This is a genomic window from Geobacter sp. 60473, from assembly GCF_036323535.1.
In the GTDB taxonomy this organism is placed as follows: Bacteria; Desulfobacterota; Desulfuromonadia; order Geobacterales; family Geobacteraceae; genus Geobacter; species Geobacter sulfurreducens.
On sequence record NZ_AP028967.1, the window covers coordinates 1,289,421 to 1,302,901 of the forward strand.

Genomic DNA, 13,481 nt, shown 5'->3' on the forward strand with positions numbered 1-13,481 from the left:
TGGGGTCGGGAATGAATAGAAAATTTCGGAACAAGTGAGGTCCACACATGTCAGATAATGAACGTCAGACACGAATCGTACTCAAGGGGGACTCCTCCCAACTGAACCGGGCTCTTGCCGACGGGGAGAGCGCAGCGAACAGGTTTGAAGGGGGTATCACCCGGGCGAAAGGCAGTCTCTCCTCCTTTACCGGCGTCTTGGCCGGGGTGAGTGCCGCCGTCGTCGCCAAGGAGCTTCTTGACGCGGGGCTTGCGACGGAGCGACTGTCGAACTCCCTTCTTTCCGCGACCGGCAGTTTAAACCAGAGCCGAGTCGAGATGAATTATATCACCTCGGAGGCCGAGCGGTTGGGGCTCAACCTCCAGACTCTCGGACAGGACTACGTGAAGCTTGCGGCATCCTCCCGTGGGACCGTCCTAGAGGGGCAGGCCACCCGGGACATCTTCACCGCCGTTGCCGAGGCCTCGACCGCCCTCACCCTTTCCGCCGGGGAGACCTCGGGGGCAATCCTCGCCTTATCCCAGATGATCAGCAAGGGCAAGGTATCGGCAGAGGAATTGCGGCAACAACTTGGCGAGAGGCTGCCCGGGGCCTACCAGGCAGCTGAGCGTGCCGTGCGGGCTATCGGCTTTACTGAGCCCCTCGACGAGTTGCTACAGAAGGGTAAGATCGTTACGGCCGATTTCCTCCCCCGTTTCGCTGTGGAACTCCGCCAGACCTACAGCGGCCAGCTCACCGCTGCGATTCACAGTACACAGGCGGAGATCAATCGGTTCAACAATGAGCTCTTCCGGACAAAGGCGGCCCTAGCCGAGGCGGTCCTTCCTGCTTTCACCGAAGGGCTCAAGGTTGCCCGGCCCTTCCTCGGTGTGATGCAGGAACTGGGGGAGCCGGCCATGTACACCGCCATTGCCTTGGGGGCCGGCAGGATATCCACGGCGATGGTCGGGCTGGCGACGAGCACCACCGCTGCGGTCACCGCCGGGCGTCTCCTGCAGAGCACCCTTCCGGGCCTTGCCGCCATGGCCGGTTTCACCCTTGCTAAGGCCTATGCTGACTCGCGAAATCTGGAATCCGAAGGGAAGGAGATCAAGTCCCTCGTCACCTCCGGCCACGAGGGGGCACGGATGCGCTACATGGGGACCACCCCCCATGATCTTGCCGCCCTTGAAGACGTCAAGATCATGCACTACATCAAGGACAAGCTCCCAGGCTACACAGCCGAGCAGTACGCCGCCTTCATTCGGGAGGGGGGTATCCAGTTCAAGAAGGTGACCGACTCCGCCTTTAACGAGTGGTGGTACAAAGTCTTAATCAACGACAGTGCTGTGAAGCGGGCCCTTGGAAAGATGCAGGGCGGACAAGCCGGGATAGTTGCCCCTTCGACGGCTCCGGGTTTAGGTGGTGGCGGCGCGGGAGGCAGTGCTGGCGGTCGGCCGGCCTGGGCAACTTCCCCCACGGCCCGCACGTTTTTTGCCGACGCTTGGGACCGTGCCGCCGATGAGCTGGCTTTCGAGGATGCCCAGGCGTTCGTCCTGCGGGTCAATGATCTGGGCCAGGGGCTGAGTTTCAGTGGTTCGTCTTCGGTGTCGCTTTTGGGTGGACCAGTTGATCTGCTGGCCACGCCATCGGAGGACCCCAACCAAGCCCGCCGCACTCAGCTTGAGCAGGAGACGGCACAGAGCATCATGGCAATCCGGATGGGGCTCCAGGAGGAAAGTCTCCGGCTTATGGGCGATGAGACGGCAGCCCTTGACATGCAGTTCGCACACAAGCAGATGCTGCTCGATGCCGAGTATCAGGCCAAAATTGAGCAGGCCCAGCGCTTGGGCATGGACACCACGCTGATCCAGCAGGAATACGCCTGGCAGCAGGTTGACCTGGAGGCGCAAAAGGCGGAGGCCCTGGCGAACATCTGGTGGAACAGCGCCCAGACGTATATCAACTTCGCCCAGCAGATGGCCACCATGGGTGTGCAGATGCTGCTGTTTGAAGAGAATCAGCGCGGTCAGATCGGCAGGCGCATGCTGGCCATGTCAATCCGGTTCATTGCCCAGGGGTTGCAGCAATTCATGTTCGGTAAGGCGAAAGAGCACGTGTTGTCGGCGGCAGCCGCTGCCGGCCGGATCCAGAATGAAACGACAGCCGCCATAACCCAGGCCACACTCCTGAGTGAATTGGCTTGGATGTGGACGGCTTTCTATACCGCTCAGACCCTTAATCCTTATGGTGGTCAGTCATTCGTTCCTGCGGCTACCGCAATGGGTGCAGTGGCCGGGTCAATCGACGCTGGTATTGTAGGGATTGCCGCGACTGGTGCGACAGGCATTGCCACCGAATTGGCCCTTGCTGCCGCCTGGGGGCTCGGCGGAATTGCCGTGGGAGCACTTGGCGAGGCCGGGGCCACCGCTATCGAAGGCGGAACATCAGGCAGTACCAACGCCGCCGGATATGGTGCCGGCACTCCCGGCAGTCCGGTAATTACTCAGCCGGTATCTACCCCCCAGCAGAGTCAAGAAGTCACGGTCATTTTGAACATAAATGGCCCAATGCTCGCGGATCAACAGCTGTTTCAGCGGTGGTTTGAAGAAGTCGGGGCTCCGGTAATGCGTGAAGCCGTGGCCAGGAATGTAGATTTCGGCCTCCAACCGCGTTCGTAATTCCGAATTCCAAGTGAAAGGAGAAAAGCATGGGTTCAATTTATCAGTTTCCAACACAAAAAAGCTTCAAGCAGATGATCTTGGATGTAGCTGAAAGGGAACTTGAAGGGTTTGACCACTCTATATCTGCTCCTATCATGGATGATGTCAGGGGTATATGTGAATTCCTCCTTAAACCAATACCCGCTTTTTCGGTCCCCCTAGTCAATTCTGATTTCTCTGAAGAGCAGATCATCCGGGTTGAGGAAGTGGTCGATAAAGCAAGTGAGCATTGCTTGAATTCCTTCCAGGAGCGTGTCCGGGATTTTCTGGTTTTTACTGTCCGGCGTCGGCTTAAGGAAGCTGGGTTCTAAACTCGGCAGGGCGGTTTCCTCCCCCCGTCCCCCTCTCTGGACGGGGGAACCGTTGAAGACATAAGACGTCTCAAAGGCCGCATTGCTCGCGGGTCCTCCCTAGGGGTAGCTTCATGCGGGTAGCAAAGCCCGCGGTATCTGGCTCCATATGATTTTGGGGTTCACGCTGAAATAATGAATTTTACTAAGTAGGTAGCGTTATTTTGGATAGGGGGTAACTGGAATCATGATGACGGTAGCGGACGTGATGCTGGAAGTGAATAAGGGGTTTTCCATTGGAATGCTTGACGAAGACGCTTGTCGGGAGTGGTTTTTGAAGAAGATTCACGCTGAGGGAGTACGCTGCCCGAGATGCAACAAGGAGATCACCAGCAAACGGAAGCTTGATACGTTTTGGGCCATGCGCCGGGTAAACTGTCCCTTCTGTAGCCGTTCGTTTTCAGCAGTGACCGGGACGCCACTCAACGGGATCGGGATTGAATTCAGGTCGCTTTATCTATTGCTCTTCATGGTCAGTCACGGTATTCGCGTTAACAGGATAGCTGACCAGCTAAGGATATCGACGGGGGCCGCCTACCTCTGGGCGAACAAGGCAAAGTGCGTAGATAGTGCTCAGTATGAAAAGCCGCCGGAACCGTGACCATGCTTCACTTCTTCATTTGAGAGCATCGGGGACGGGAAATATTGTTCGCTGCCGGTTCTATTCCCTGTAATGGAAAAGAGCCCCGCCGGGGTCACCTGGGGGGCTCTTTTCCATTGTTGTCTGAGGCGGTCGCCTCCGGCAAGGGGGCACCATTACTTCGGAGATACGCTTCTGCCGCCTCCTCAAAAAGCTGGTTAAGAGGTTTCTCCATGTCAATGCTCAGGTGTTTCATGGCCCGGAGAACTTCCGACCGGAGTCGGAGGCCGGCTTGCACTCTATCTATATCGCTTTTTGGTCTTGCCATGTGCTGAAATATATGAGGTTTTACTTATTACGTCAACAAAAAACCAAATAATAAAAAAAATACTTGCAAAAGATACAATGATATCTTAAACAAATGATATAAAGATATCATTTACAAGGAGGCACAAAATGAACAGCGAAAAAAAACAGGGTGAAAATCCCCCCTCGATCCACAGTTGTATGCTTGAGTTCGACTCCTTGGCGGTGGAGTTGGAGCGCGCGGCTAATGCAGTGCATACTCTGGGAACACTGCTCTGGCATGAGCAGAAAAAAGAAAGTGACGAGCAGATCCTCTTGAGTGGAGTTATGGAACTTCTTTCCGGTTTGGGAGACAAGCTCGAGGACTTGAAGAAACGTGCAGAGTATATGATCCCGGAAGGTTTCCTCAAATGATGAAACCGACTGTTCCTGGCGACTGCAGACCGAAGGACCATTACCGCCGGGACGGCAACGGCAGCAGGAAGGAGTTGCTGTAGCGCCGGCAGGGTCATGGCCCCGGCAGCCGCCGAAGAAAGATCAGGAATATCGTCGATTGAGGAACGCTCGGATAGTTTCTTTTCGGGGGCGAGGGGGACAGAATGGACAAAAATAAATCATTTAAAAAGGAAATACTGTCCCGCAAAAAGCAACCATAAGACATATAACCCTATAATATTAAGTGATATATATATGTGCGGGACAAGTTGGACAAATTGGACAAAAGAAATAACCTTTATAGATATATTGGAAAATGTATAACAAATGGGAATGGTGGTTTGGGGCTTAATTGGGGGCTTTGCGTTTCAATAGGTGACAATAAATACAATTATTACGTATAAATATTGAATTAGATATATTCCCGCCACCCTTTAAAGGTCCGGCCAAGGTCGGACAGGAGCGAAAGGCCACGAGAAATCGTGGCCTTTTCTTTTGTGCTTTATCCGGTTGCACAGGCGGTGTGCAGACGGTTTTCACAGGCACCGGCAGCTATCCACGGGTGATGTGGATAACCCCGGTGCATCTGTGGATAAGTCACAAAATTGTTACGTATCATTGGGCACTTTTACATCATGCATAACTAATAAGCACAGGCTGTAACCATCTGAATATGCGTGTCAATAACTATTTTTAACGGTATACCGTATCTGGTGGAACCGGTCGATATTTCATGGACAAAGAGAAGTGGATAACTTAGACAAAATATCATGTAAATCCATGGAAGTACCAATAAGCCCCTCCTCAATGCCTGTCTGTATCCAATACTTCTCGCGAGTTACGTAAAAGCTCAGCAACTTCTTATAATTACCTCTATTTTGCGCACTAAGTATGCATATTTAATCAAGCATTATGCGTTATTATTGTCAATATTTATCATTTTGATAGTTGACTTTATCTGGTGAATTTATTATCACTTATATCAAGTTTGATTGTTGGCAATGTTGAATTTGTACACTTAATTATACGTATTTAGCCGCGGTCGAGATCAAGAAAGGGGATAGTTCATGGCCACAGAGAAGCTTTCATCACCGCCCCGGCTCCCTGGAAACGCCACTCCACTGGAGATACTCAGAATTGGCATCGAAGCGGCGGACGGAGTCGTGAGCCTTGCCTGCTCCTTCTCAGTCGAAGACGTGATCATCATCGACCTGATCACGTCCCATGATCTTCCGGTGGGAATCTTCGCCATAGACACCGGGCGGCTTCCCGAGGAGACCCATGAGGTCGCCGAAGCTATCGTCTCCCGTTACGGAGTGGGCATTGACTGGTATTTCCCCCGCAACGACGAGGTGGAGCGGCTGCTGCGGGAGAAGGGGCCTTTTTCGTTCCGTGAAAGCCTTGCCAATCGCCACCAGTGTTGCCATATCCGCAAAGTGGAGCCGCTTGAGCGCGCTCTGGCGGGGCTGGCCGGCTGGGTGACGGGCGTGCGGCGGGCTCACGGTGTGACACGGGCGAACCTCGCTCCTCTTGAGATCGACGGCACCAACGGCGGGATCGTGAAGATCAACCCCCTCCTGGACTGGACCGACGCCCAGGTATGGGAATATGCGGAGGCCAGGCAACTGCCGGTGAATCGCCTCCATCACCAGGGGTATCCATCCATCGGCTGCGCCCCCTGCACCCGGGCCGTTACCCCGGGCCAGCCCCCCCGGTCGGGGCGCTGGTGGTGGGAAGATCCTGAACACAAGGAATGCGGGCTGCACCGCCGGTGAGGCGAACAAGGCATCCAATCGGAGAGAATGAACCATGAACAGCCATCTTGATGAACTCGAAGCGCAATCCATCTACATCTTTCGCGAGGCATACCGGAAGTTCGAGAATCTCGCCATGCTCTATTCGGTGGGCAAAGACTCCACCACCATGATCCATCTGGCCCGCAAGGCCTTTTTCGGACGGATTCCCTTTTCGCTGGTGCACATCGACACCACCTACAAGTATCCGGAAATGATCGAATATCGGGACCGCATGACACGGGAGTGGGGCGCGGACCTGATCGTCGGGCGCAACGAAGCAGCCATTGCCGCCGGCACAGGGCCCGAACAGGGGAGACTCGACTGCTGCGCCAAGCTCAAGACCGACGGGCTGAGCCAGACCATCGAACGTCACGGTTTCAACGGTCTCTTTCTCGGCATCCGCCGGGACGAGGAGGGAAGCCGGGCCAAGGAGCGGGTCTTTTCGCCCCGGGACAAGAACTTCGAGTGGTCCTACAAGGACCAGCCGCCCGAACTGTGGGACCAGTTCAACACGACCTTTGCACCGGGCACCCATATCCGGGTTCACCCTATCCTGCACTGGACCGAACTGGACATCTGGCTCTACATCCAGCGGGAAGGGATTGAACTCTGCCCACTGTACTTCGCCCGGGACGGCAAACGGTTCCGCTCCCTCGGCTGCATGCCCTGCACCGGCCCCATCCAGTCGAACGCCGTCACGGTGGAGGAGATCATTGAGGAGCTTCGCGCCATCAAGACACCGGAGCGGGCCGGCCGGGCCCAGGACCAGGAAAACACCTATGCCATGCAGAAGTTGCGGGCCAAGGGCTACATGTAAGCGGGTAACCGGGTAAGGAGATACGATATGAGCCAGTCCGAAACACTGAAGATAGTCATTGTGGGGCATGTGGATCACGGCAAGTCAACCCTGATCGGCCGCCTCTTCTACGACACCGGCAGCATTCCCGAATCCCGCCGCCAGGAGATCGCCGCAACCTGCAAGGCCCAGGGGCGCCCGTTCGAGTTCGCCTACCTCATGGATGCGCTGGAAGAGGAACGGGTCCAGAACATCACCATTGATACGGCATCCAGCTTCTTTTCGACAGCCCGCCGCCGGTACGTGATTATCGATGCGCCCGGCCACAAGCAGTTCCTCAAGAACATGATCACCGGCGCAGCCAGCGCGGACGCGGCAATCCTGCTGGTGGACGGCACCGAAGGGGTCCGCGAGCAGACCAAGCGCCACGCCCATGTCCTGTCGCTCCTCGGCATCCGCCAGGTGGTGGTGGCGGTCAACAAGCTGGACATGATCGACTATGACCGGCAACGGTTCCAGGAGGTGGAGAACGACATCCGGGCCTTCCTCCATTCGCTCCACATCGTGCCGGCCCACGTCATACCCATCTCCGCGAGGGAGGGGGAAAACATGGCCGGCCGACAGGGCCACACTCCCTGGTACGCGGGTCCCACGATACTGGAGGCTCTGGATGCTTTTGGCGACGTGCGGGGGGACGCAACGCTGCCCCTTCGTATGCCGGTTCAGGATGTCTACACGTGGGATGGCCGCAGGATCTACGCGGGGCGGGTCGAGACCGGCGAGATACGGCAGGGAGATGAGGTGATCTTTCAGCCTTCGGGAAAGGTTACCCGGGTCAAGAGTGTGGAAAAGTGGCGCGAGCCGGGGCTGGAACGGGCCGGGGCAGGCGAGTGCGTCGGCATCACCACCGAGGATGAACTGTTCGTGGAACGGGGAGAGATCATAGCCCGCCTGCAGCAAGCGCCCATCCGCACACGGGAATTCCGGGCCAGCATCTTCTGGCTCGCCGATACGCCCTTCAGGGCAGGAGCCACCTACACCATAAAGCTCGCAACAGCCGAGGTGCAGGCAGTGGCGGTAGACATCGAGGAACGGCTCGATTCCTCGACCCTGGAGGTGATCGGCCGCCATGAGTCGGAGCTGCAGCCGACCGAGGTGGGAACCGTCCTGTTCAGCCTCAAGACACCGCTGGCAGTGGACCGGTACGGCGAGAACGTCCGGACGGGCCGCTTCGTCATTCAGGACAGCCTCCAGATCGGCGGGGGCGGAACCATTCAGATTGTGGAGGGAGACGCGGACAGCGCGGTCCCGCGCTTCAGCCTGGACGACTTCCTGGTCGGCGCAGACGGCGCACGCGTGGTGGATCTCTCTCTTGAGCGAAACGGTGTTGAACTGGATGTGACGCCGGGCTTCCTTGACCACCTCTCCGCCGGCAACCGGCTGATCGTGAGGCTGAGGGACCCCGGCCAGATCGAGCCGGTGGCCCTCCTGGCCTATGAACATAACCTCGGCTTCGTGTTCAGTCGCGATCGCGACCGGGTGAACGTGGTGCTGTACCGGGAACGTGACAGGGGTGCGGAGTCGCGTGCCGCCGCCTGACAGGGCAGGGCGGTTTCCTTTGGCAGACCATGGCCAGCCGGAGGAAATCGCTGTTATTTAATATACTTTTCCACCAACTCTTCAAGTATCTCGCCAATGGTCGTCCGTTGACGGGCCGCGGCTATCTTGAGCTTCAGGTGGATATCCTCTCTCATGTTGGCCGTAAGCCGCACGTCCCCTTCGGGCACGAGCCCCGACAGTCCTCTGCCCCCCCTGGGGCCAACCGCCTTCGCACTGCTCCTGGCCGGCGCTTTTTTCGGTTTTTCCTTGGTACGCCGCGCAGTCGTTACCTGCTCCGGCGCCGCCTTCTTCTTTGTCGGCTTTCGCGCTACCTTCACTGCCGGTTCGGCAGCGGGCGCTTCACTTTTTTCAACAGGGGCAGGGACGTCGAACAGGGGCATCTGGCCTTCGAGAAGCTCCGCACTCATCCGTGGTCTCCTTTGTTCACATGGTTCGTGAGCCTACCGGCAAGCCGGAATCATACACTCTCATACTTACCTAAGTAAATATCTAAACGGTGCGGTGCGGCAGTCGCTTTTGCATTTTATACATCCCCGTGGTACTATTCGCAACGTTGACAACTTCAGAATCAAGGATTGCGCCATGTATAGACTGACGATTCACACCTCGTTCGCCGCGGCACACTGCCTCATCAATTACCAGGGAGACTGCGAGAATCTGCACGGCCACAACTGGCGCGTAGAGGTTTCGGTCACGGCACGCGAGTTGGACAAGGCCGGGCTGGGTATCGATTTCAAGGTGCTCAAACAGGAAACCAACGGCCTGCTGCGGACCCTGGACCACAAGTACCTCAATGAACTGGAGCCGTTCAAAGAGATATCGCCGTCGTCCGAAAACATCTCCTGCTACCTCTACCACGAGCTGTCCCGCCGCCTCAATGACGGCAACGTGACGGTTGAAAGCATCACTGTCTGGGAATCGGACAACGCAGCGGCCACCTACTATGAGTAAACCCGGAGCCGAACTTGAGGAGGTTTTCTCCTCGGTCCAGGGGGAGGGGATGCTCATTGGCCTGCGCCAGGTATTCATCCGGTTCCGGGGGTGCAACCTGACCTGCGACTACTGCGACACCCCGGCGGGGACGCCGGCCGAGCCGTGTCGCATCGAGCAGACCCCGGGCCGGCGCGACTTCGTTCCCGCGGACAACCCGGTCTCCCTCGATCGGATCGCGGCGCTGGTGGAAGGGTGGCAGCGGGGCTGGCCCGGCGTGCACGATTCCATCAGCATCACCGGTGGCGAACCGCTCCTGAGGCACGATATTCTCATGCAGTGGCTGCCGGTTCTGAGAGAGCATCTTCCCGTCTACCTGGAAACCAACGGCGTCATGCACGCGGCCCTGGGACTGGTGATCAACCATGTCGACATCATCGGCATGGACATCAAAATTCCGTCCACGTCGGGCTGCACCGACCTCTGGGACGACCACCGCCAATTCCTCGAAATCGCGAACACCCGCCGGGCGTTCATCAAAATCGTCGTGGGGGAGGAAACGGAAGACTGGGAAATCACCCGGGCCGGCGAGATCATAGCCGGCGTGAATCGGGACATTCCCCTGATCCTCCAGCCGGTCACCCGGGCCGGCGACACCCTCGGCATCAAGCCGGTCAAGGCGCTGGAGCTGCAGGAGCTGGCCTGCCGGTACCTGACCGAGGTCCGGATCATCCCCCAGACCCACCGGTTCATGGGGCAGCTGTAAGTCTGCGCGGAAGGAGTGGCACATGATCATCGAAACCATGACCATGGTCGAATTCGAAGAAGGGCTCCGGGCCACCCGGACCGTGCTGGTCCCGTTCGGCTCGGTGGAGGAACACGGTTCGCACCTGCCGCTTTCCACGGACACCATCCAGGCCTATGAAGTGGGCAAAAAAGCTGCGCGTCTCATCCCGCTGTTCGTGGCCCCGCCGATCCACTACGGCTCGTGCCGTTCCACCTCATGCCATCCGGGCACCATCTCCATCACCACCGGCACCCTGAAATCCCTTATGAAGGACATCGTCCGGTCGCTCTACCAGCAGAGGCTGCGCAACGTCATCATCCTCACCGGACATGCCGGCGGTTCTCACCGGATGGCCCTCCAGGACGCGGGTGAGGAGCTCCTGCCCGAGCTGCCGGAGCTGAACATCGCCGTGGTCACCGAATACGAACTGGCGTACCGCGAGGGGAAAAGCATCATCGAAACCGTGGGCGACTCCCATGCCGGCGAGATCGAAACCTCTCGCATCATGCACTCCCATCCGGACCTGGTGAAGGGCTGTGCCGAGCGGGAATTTCCCAGCTTTCCGCCGGGCCTGCTGGTGCGCAACAAACGGAAATACTGGCCCGGCGGCGTGTGGGGCGATCCTTCCAAAGCCAGCGTGGAAAAAGGCCGTCTGATCGAAGATTTGGTGGTTGCCAAAATCGTCCAGCTCGCCCGCAACCTGGAGACGTTTGAGGAGTGAGCTGCTTCATGATGCCGAGCTGAGAGTTCGTCTGCCCGTGTTTTCTTGAAAGGAGCTGAAATGCAGGGACATCTGTTACCTGCCTTGGAGGCAATTCCCCAATCCTCGCAGGACCAGTACACGGCTAAGAGGCAAGAGATATCGTTTCTACTCAACGATTTTCTTCTCAAGTACCTCAATACCCTGTATGTTGAATTCAACGGCGACTTCGTTCTGGCCATAGTGCTGGGCGAACTTGCTCACCAGAACGTGTGCCAATTTGCACGGCAGGGGCGAATGGAACTCCCGCGCACCGAGTTGCCCGTTTCGGTGGATGCGCTAAGGAATTTCCTGCTGCCATGCAACCCATTTTCAATAAGCGAATCAACGGGCATACCCCGTGAGACCGTGCGCCGAAAGTTTGAGGAGCTCGTACGGCTCGGTCTGATTGAACGCATTTCACCCCGAGAGTACATCATAACCTCACTCGCTGCCGAGCGATTCATGTTCGGCCTTAACCTTCGCATATTTGAAGGAATCAATATTCTTTGTACGCACCTCAAGACGTTGCTGGACAATGGGTCTGCCCATGTAGCCGGCAACGATTCTGACTGAAACAACCACTCTCTCACTGTTGTTCCATCCGCTCAGTCCCGATTATTCCTCTCTTTCCTCGCCATACTCTGTCGCTTGATAAAAGCTGCTTTGTACCCAAAATGGGCAGTTCGGCGAAAGCATAAGCCTCCAACTCTGGTATAAATTACTATAATCGTAGCTCCAACGTGATCACTTAGTGCGACTGTTGCTGTCGTTTGAGTGATCTTGTGCGTCAAAATCCGGAGTGTCCGTCATCGCTCGTGTTTCCTGAGCAACTATTTGAAAAAATATTACTTTTAAGTTTTTTGAAAGTTGAACAGATTACTCGGAGGTTTGCATCATGTATATCCGCTTTCTGACAATCATTGCATTACTGATTCTGTTTTCGACAAGCGCATGGGCCGACGAATGGGTAAAGCTCGGTGATAGAACCGTTCGGCTGATGGCCGAGCGTGACGAAATCCCCGTCACTGCCCTGAAAGGAGAGTTCAAGAGAATACAGATCAGGGGCGAAGAAAGCGGGGTCGAGTTCAAGGCGGTCGTCGTTGTCCTCGCCAATGGCCGTCGCATCAACGTACCGGTCCGAAACTTTATCCCCAAAGGAGGGAAAACCAGGGAAATAGATCTTCCCGGCAAGGACCGCGCCATCCGCAAGGTCGTTTTTTGGTATAAGACCCGCACGGGCGCCGACGGACGGGCAAGGGTAGAACTTTGAGGCAAGAAGGATTGAACGCACATCCTCTGATCCTCCGTCCAGCACCCCAAACGCTTCTGATTAGGTTGGAAGGTGACTGGCACGCGGGAAACCTTCCTCTGTCCGTCGCGGAGGTGAGCGCAGAGTTGGCTGATGGCCCTGTGTTGAGCCTTGCGTTCGATGTGGTGTCTCTCAGGGAATGGGATAGCGGCTTGCTCACGTTTATCCTGGGAATCAGCAAACTCTGCGCGGCACGCGGGATAGAGTTCAATAGCGGCCAGCTCCCGCAGGGGGTGAAGCGCCTTCTGCTTCTCGCCCTTGCATCTCCCCCGCGCTCCGATGAGCATGATGGAGAAGCGAGACCCTCATTTCTGATACGCATTGCCGATCACGCCCTATCCGCATGGCACACCGCCATCGATATGGCGGCATTCCTTGGTGAAGCAACCAGTGCGTTCGGGCGGCTGCTGACCGGTCAAGCCCGCTTCAGGCGACGCGATCTTCTGCTGATCATTCAGGAATGCAGCTCTCAAGCCCTTCCCATTGTGTCCTTGATCAGTCTGCTGGTGGGACTGATTCTCGCTTTCGTAGGTGCTGTGCAACTGGTCATGTTCGGAGCCCAGATCTACGTGGCGAGCCTCGTGGGCATCGCCATCGTTCGAGTCATGGGAGCGATCATGACCGGCATTATCATGGCCGGACGGACAGGATCGGCTTTTGCCGCGCGCCTGGGGACTATGCAGGTCAACGAAGAGATAGACGCGCTGACCACCCTCGGGGTTTCACCCGTGGAATTTTTGGTGCTTCCGCGGATCCTGGCCCTGGTGCTCATGATGCCGCTACTCTGTCTCTACGCCGACTTCATGGGGATTCTCGGCGGGCTCGTTGTGGGAGTGTTCATGCTCGACCTCAACGTCATGGAGTATCTGAACATGACCCAAAAGGCCGTAAGACTTCAGGATTTCTGGATCGGGCTATTTCATAGTGCCGTATTCGGGGTTCTCGTAGCGCTTGCAGGATGTCTGAGGGGTATGCAGTGCGGCCGGAGCGCCTCGGCGGTGGGAAATGCAACCACGTCCGCCGTGGTAACCGGAATTGTCAGTATTATCGTAGCCACCGCCGTTATTACCGTCATCTGCAATGTCCTGGGAATCTGACCAATGCATACACCATCCAACTGCGCCACAG

At 56.8% G+C, this 13,481-nt stretch carries 14 protein-coding genes; 13 read left to right on the plus strand and 1 reads right to left on the minus strand.

The genetic code is table 11. The annotated features are described in order from the left end of the window. Positions 1-47: 47 nt before the first annotated feature. From AABA48_RS05850 to AABA48_RS05880, 7 genes are all read left to right on the plus strand, one after another. Positions 48-2,660, plus strand: a complete 2,613-nt coding sequence (locus AABA48_RS05850; RefSeq protein ID WP_286349682.1) for a tape measure protein — start codon at positions 48-50, stop codon at positions 2,658-2,660. Between the two features lie 29 nt (positions 2,661-2,689). Beyond that, a complete protein-coding gene (locus AABA48_RS05855; RefSeq protein WP_286349681.1) occupies positions 2,690-3,013 on the plus strand; it encodes a hypothetical protein in 324 nt (107 codons plus the stop codon). Positions 3,014-3,239: 226 nt separating this feature from the next. Beyond that, the gene (locus AABA48_RS05860) at positions 3,240-3,653 is read left to right on the plus strand and encodes a hypothetical protein (protein ID WP_286349680.1); all 414 of its coding nucleotides are present in this window, start codon (positions 3,240-3,242) and stop codon (positions 3,651-3,653) included. 435 nt (positions 3,654-4,088) lie between these two features. Then, positions 4,089-4,352 carry a hypothetical protein gene (locus AABA48_RS05865; protein WP_338271211.1) on the plus strand — a complete coding sequence of 88 codons (264 nt, stop codon included), beginning with the start codon at positions 4,089-4,091 and terminating at the stop codon, positions 4,350-4,352. A gap of 1,088 nt (positions 4,353-5,440) precedes the next feature. Further along, the gene (locus tag AABA48_RS05870; RefSeq protein ID WP_286349678.1) at positions 5,441-6,148 is read left to right on the plus strand and encodes a phosphoadenylyl-sulfate reductase; all 708 of its coding nucleotides are present in this window, start codon (positions 5,441-5,443) and stop codon (positions 6,146-6,148) included. Positions 6,149-6,182: 34 nt separating this feature from the next. Next, positions 6,183-6,986, plus strand: a complete 804-nt coding sequence (gene cysD / locus AABA48_RS05875; RefSeq protein WP_286349677.1) for a sulfate adenylyltransferase subunit CysD — start codon at positions 6,183-6,185, stop codon at positions 6,984-6,986. A gap of 27 nt (positions 6,987-7,013) precedes the next feature. Continuing rightward, the gene (locus tag AABA48_RS05880) at positions 7,014-8,564 is read left to right on the plus strand and encodes a sulfate adenylyltransferase subunit 1 (protein WP_286349676.1); all 1,551 of its coding nucleotides are present in this window, start codon (positions 7,014-7,016) and stop codon (positions 8,562-8,564) included. 53 nt (positions 8,565-8,617) lie between these two features. On the opposite strand, the gene AABA48_RS05885 is transcribed toward AABA48_RS05880, so the two are convergent. Continuing rightward, entirely contained in the window at positions 8,618-8,992 is a 375-nt protein-coding gene (locus AABA48_RS05885) for a plasmid partition protein ParG (RefSeq protein WP_286349675.1), read from the minus strand. Positions 8,993-9,167: 175 nt separating this feature from the next. Between AABA48_RS05885 and queD the strand changes: the two genes are divergently transcribed. From queD to AABA48_RS05915, 6 genes are all read left to right on the plus strand, one after another. Further along, positions 9,168-9,536 (plus strand): 6-carboxytetrahydropterin synthase QueD, encoded by a 369-nt coding sequence (queD, locus tag AABA48_RS05890; protein ID WP_039644593.1) that lies wholly within the window; start codon positions 9,168-9,170, stop codon positions 9,534-9,536. Then, positions 9,529-10,281, plus strand: a complete 753-nt coding sequence (locus tag AABA48_RS05895; protein WP_286349674.1) for a 7-carboxy-7-deazaguanine synthase QueE — start codon at positions 9,529-9,531, stop codon at positions 10,279-10,281. Before queD ends, AABA48_RS05895 begins: the two co-directional genes overlap by 8 nt. A gap of 22 nt (positions 10,282-10,303) precedes the next feature. Further along, complete coding sequence (locus AABA48_RS05900; protein ID WP_286349673.1) at positions 10,304-11,023, plus strand: creatininase family protein; 720 nt, start codon at positions 10,304-10,306, stop codon at positions 11,021-11,023. A 60-nt stretch (positions 11,024-11,083) separates the two neighbouring features. Next, a complete protein-coding gene (locus tag AABA48_RS05905) occupies positions 11,084-11,617 on the plus strand; it encodes a hypothetical protein (RefSeq protein WP_286349672.1) in 534 nt (177 codons plus the stop codon). A gap of 322 nt (positions 11,618-11,939) precedes the next feature. Continuing rightward, on the plus strand, positions 11,940-12,314 hold the full coding sequence (locus tag AABA48_RS05910) for a DUF2541 family protein (protein WP_286349671.1): 375 nt from the start codon (positions 11,940-11,942) through the stop codon (positions 12,312-12,314). 191 nt (positions 12,315-12,505) lie between these two features. After that, the gene (locus tag AABA48_RS05915; RefSeq protein WP_286349670.1) at positions 12,506-13,450 is read left to right on the plus strand and encodes an MlaE family ABC transporter permease; all 945 of its coding nucleotides are present in this window, start codon (positions 12,506-12,508) and stop codon (positions 13,448-13,450) included. Positions 13,451-13,481: the final 31 nt, after the last annotated feature.

Excerpts from the sequence above, each read along its gene's own strand:
- AABA48_RS05850 (WP_286349682.1), top strand. The coding sequence starts at position 48 with ATGTCAGATAATGAACGTCAGACACGAATCGTACTCAAGGGGGACTCC.
- AABA48_RS05855 (WP_286349681.1), top strand. The coding sequence starts at position 2,690 with ATGGGTTCAATTTATCAGTTTCCAACACAAAAAAGCTTCAAGCAGATG.
- AABA48_RS05860 (WP_286349680.1), top strand. The coding sequence starts at position 3,240 with ATGATGACGGTAGCGGACGTGATGCTGGAAGTGAATAAGGGGTTTTCC.
- AABA48_RS05865 (WP_338271211.1), top strand. The coding sequence starts at position 4,089 with ATGAACAGCGAAAAAAAACAGGGTGAAAATCCCCCCTCGATCCACAGT.
- AABA48_RS05870 (WP_286349678.1), top strand. The coding sequence starts at position 5,441 with ATGGCCACAGAGAAGCTTTCATCACCGCCCCGGCTCCCTGGAAACGCC.
- cysD (WP_286349677.1), top strand. The coding sequence starts at position 6,183 with ATGAACAGCCATCTTGATGAACTCGAAGCGCAATCCATCTACATCTTT.
- AABA48_RS05880 (WP_286349676.1), top strand. The coding sequence starts at position 7,014 with ATGAGCCAGTCCGAAACACTGAAGATAGTCATTGTGGGGCATGTGGAT.
- AABA48_RS05885 (WP_286349675.1), bottom strand. The coding sequence starts at position 8,992 with ATGAGTGCGGAGCTTCTCGAAGGCCAGATGCCCCTGTTCGACGTCCCT.
- queD (WP_039644593.1), top strand. The coding sequence starts at position 9,168 with ATGTATAGACTGACGATTCACACCTCGTTCGCCGCGGCACACTGCCTC.
- AABA48_RS05895 (WP_286349674.1), top strand. The coding sequence starts at position 9,529 with ATGAGTAAACCCGGAGCCGAACTTGAGGAGGTTTTCTCCTCGGTCCAG.
- AABA48_RS05900 (WP_286349673.1), top strand. The coding sequence starts at position 10,304 with ATGATCATCGAAACCATGACCATGGTCGAATTCGAAGAAGGGCTCCGG.
- AABA48_RS05905 (WP_286349672.1), top strand. The coding sequence starts at position 11,084 with ATGCAGGGACATCTGTTACCTGCCTTGGAGGCAATTCCCCAATCCTCG.
- AABA48_RS05910 (WP_286349671.1), top strand. The coding sequence starts at position 11,940 with ATGTATATCCGCTTTCTGACAATCATTGCATTACTGATTCTGTTTTCG.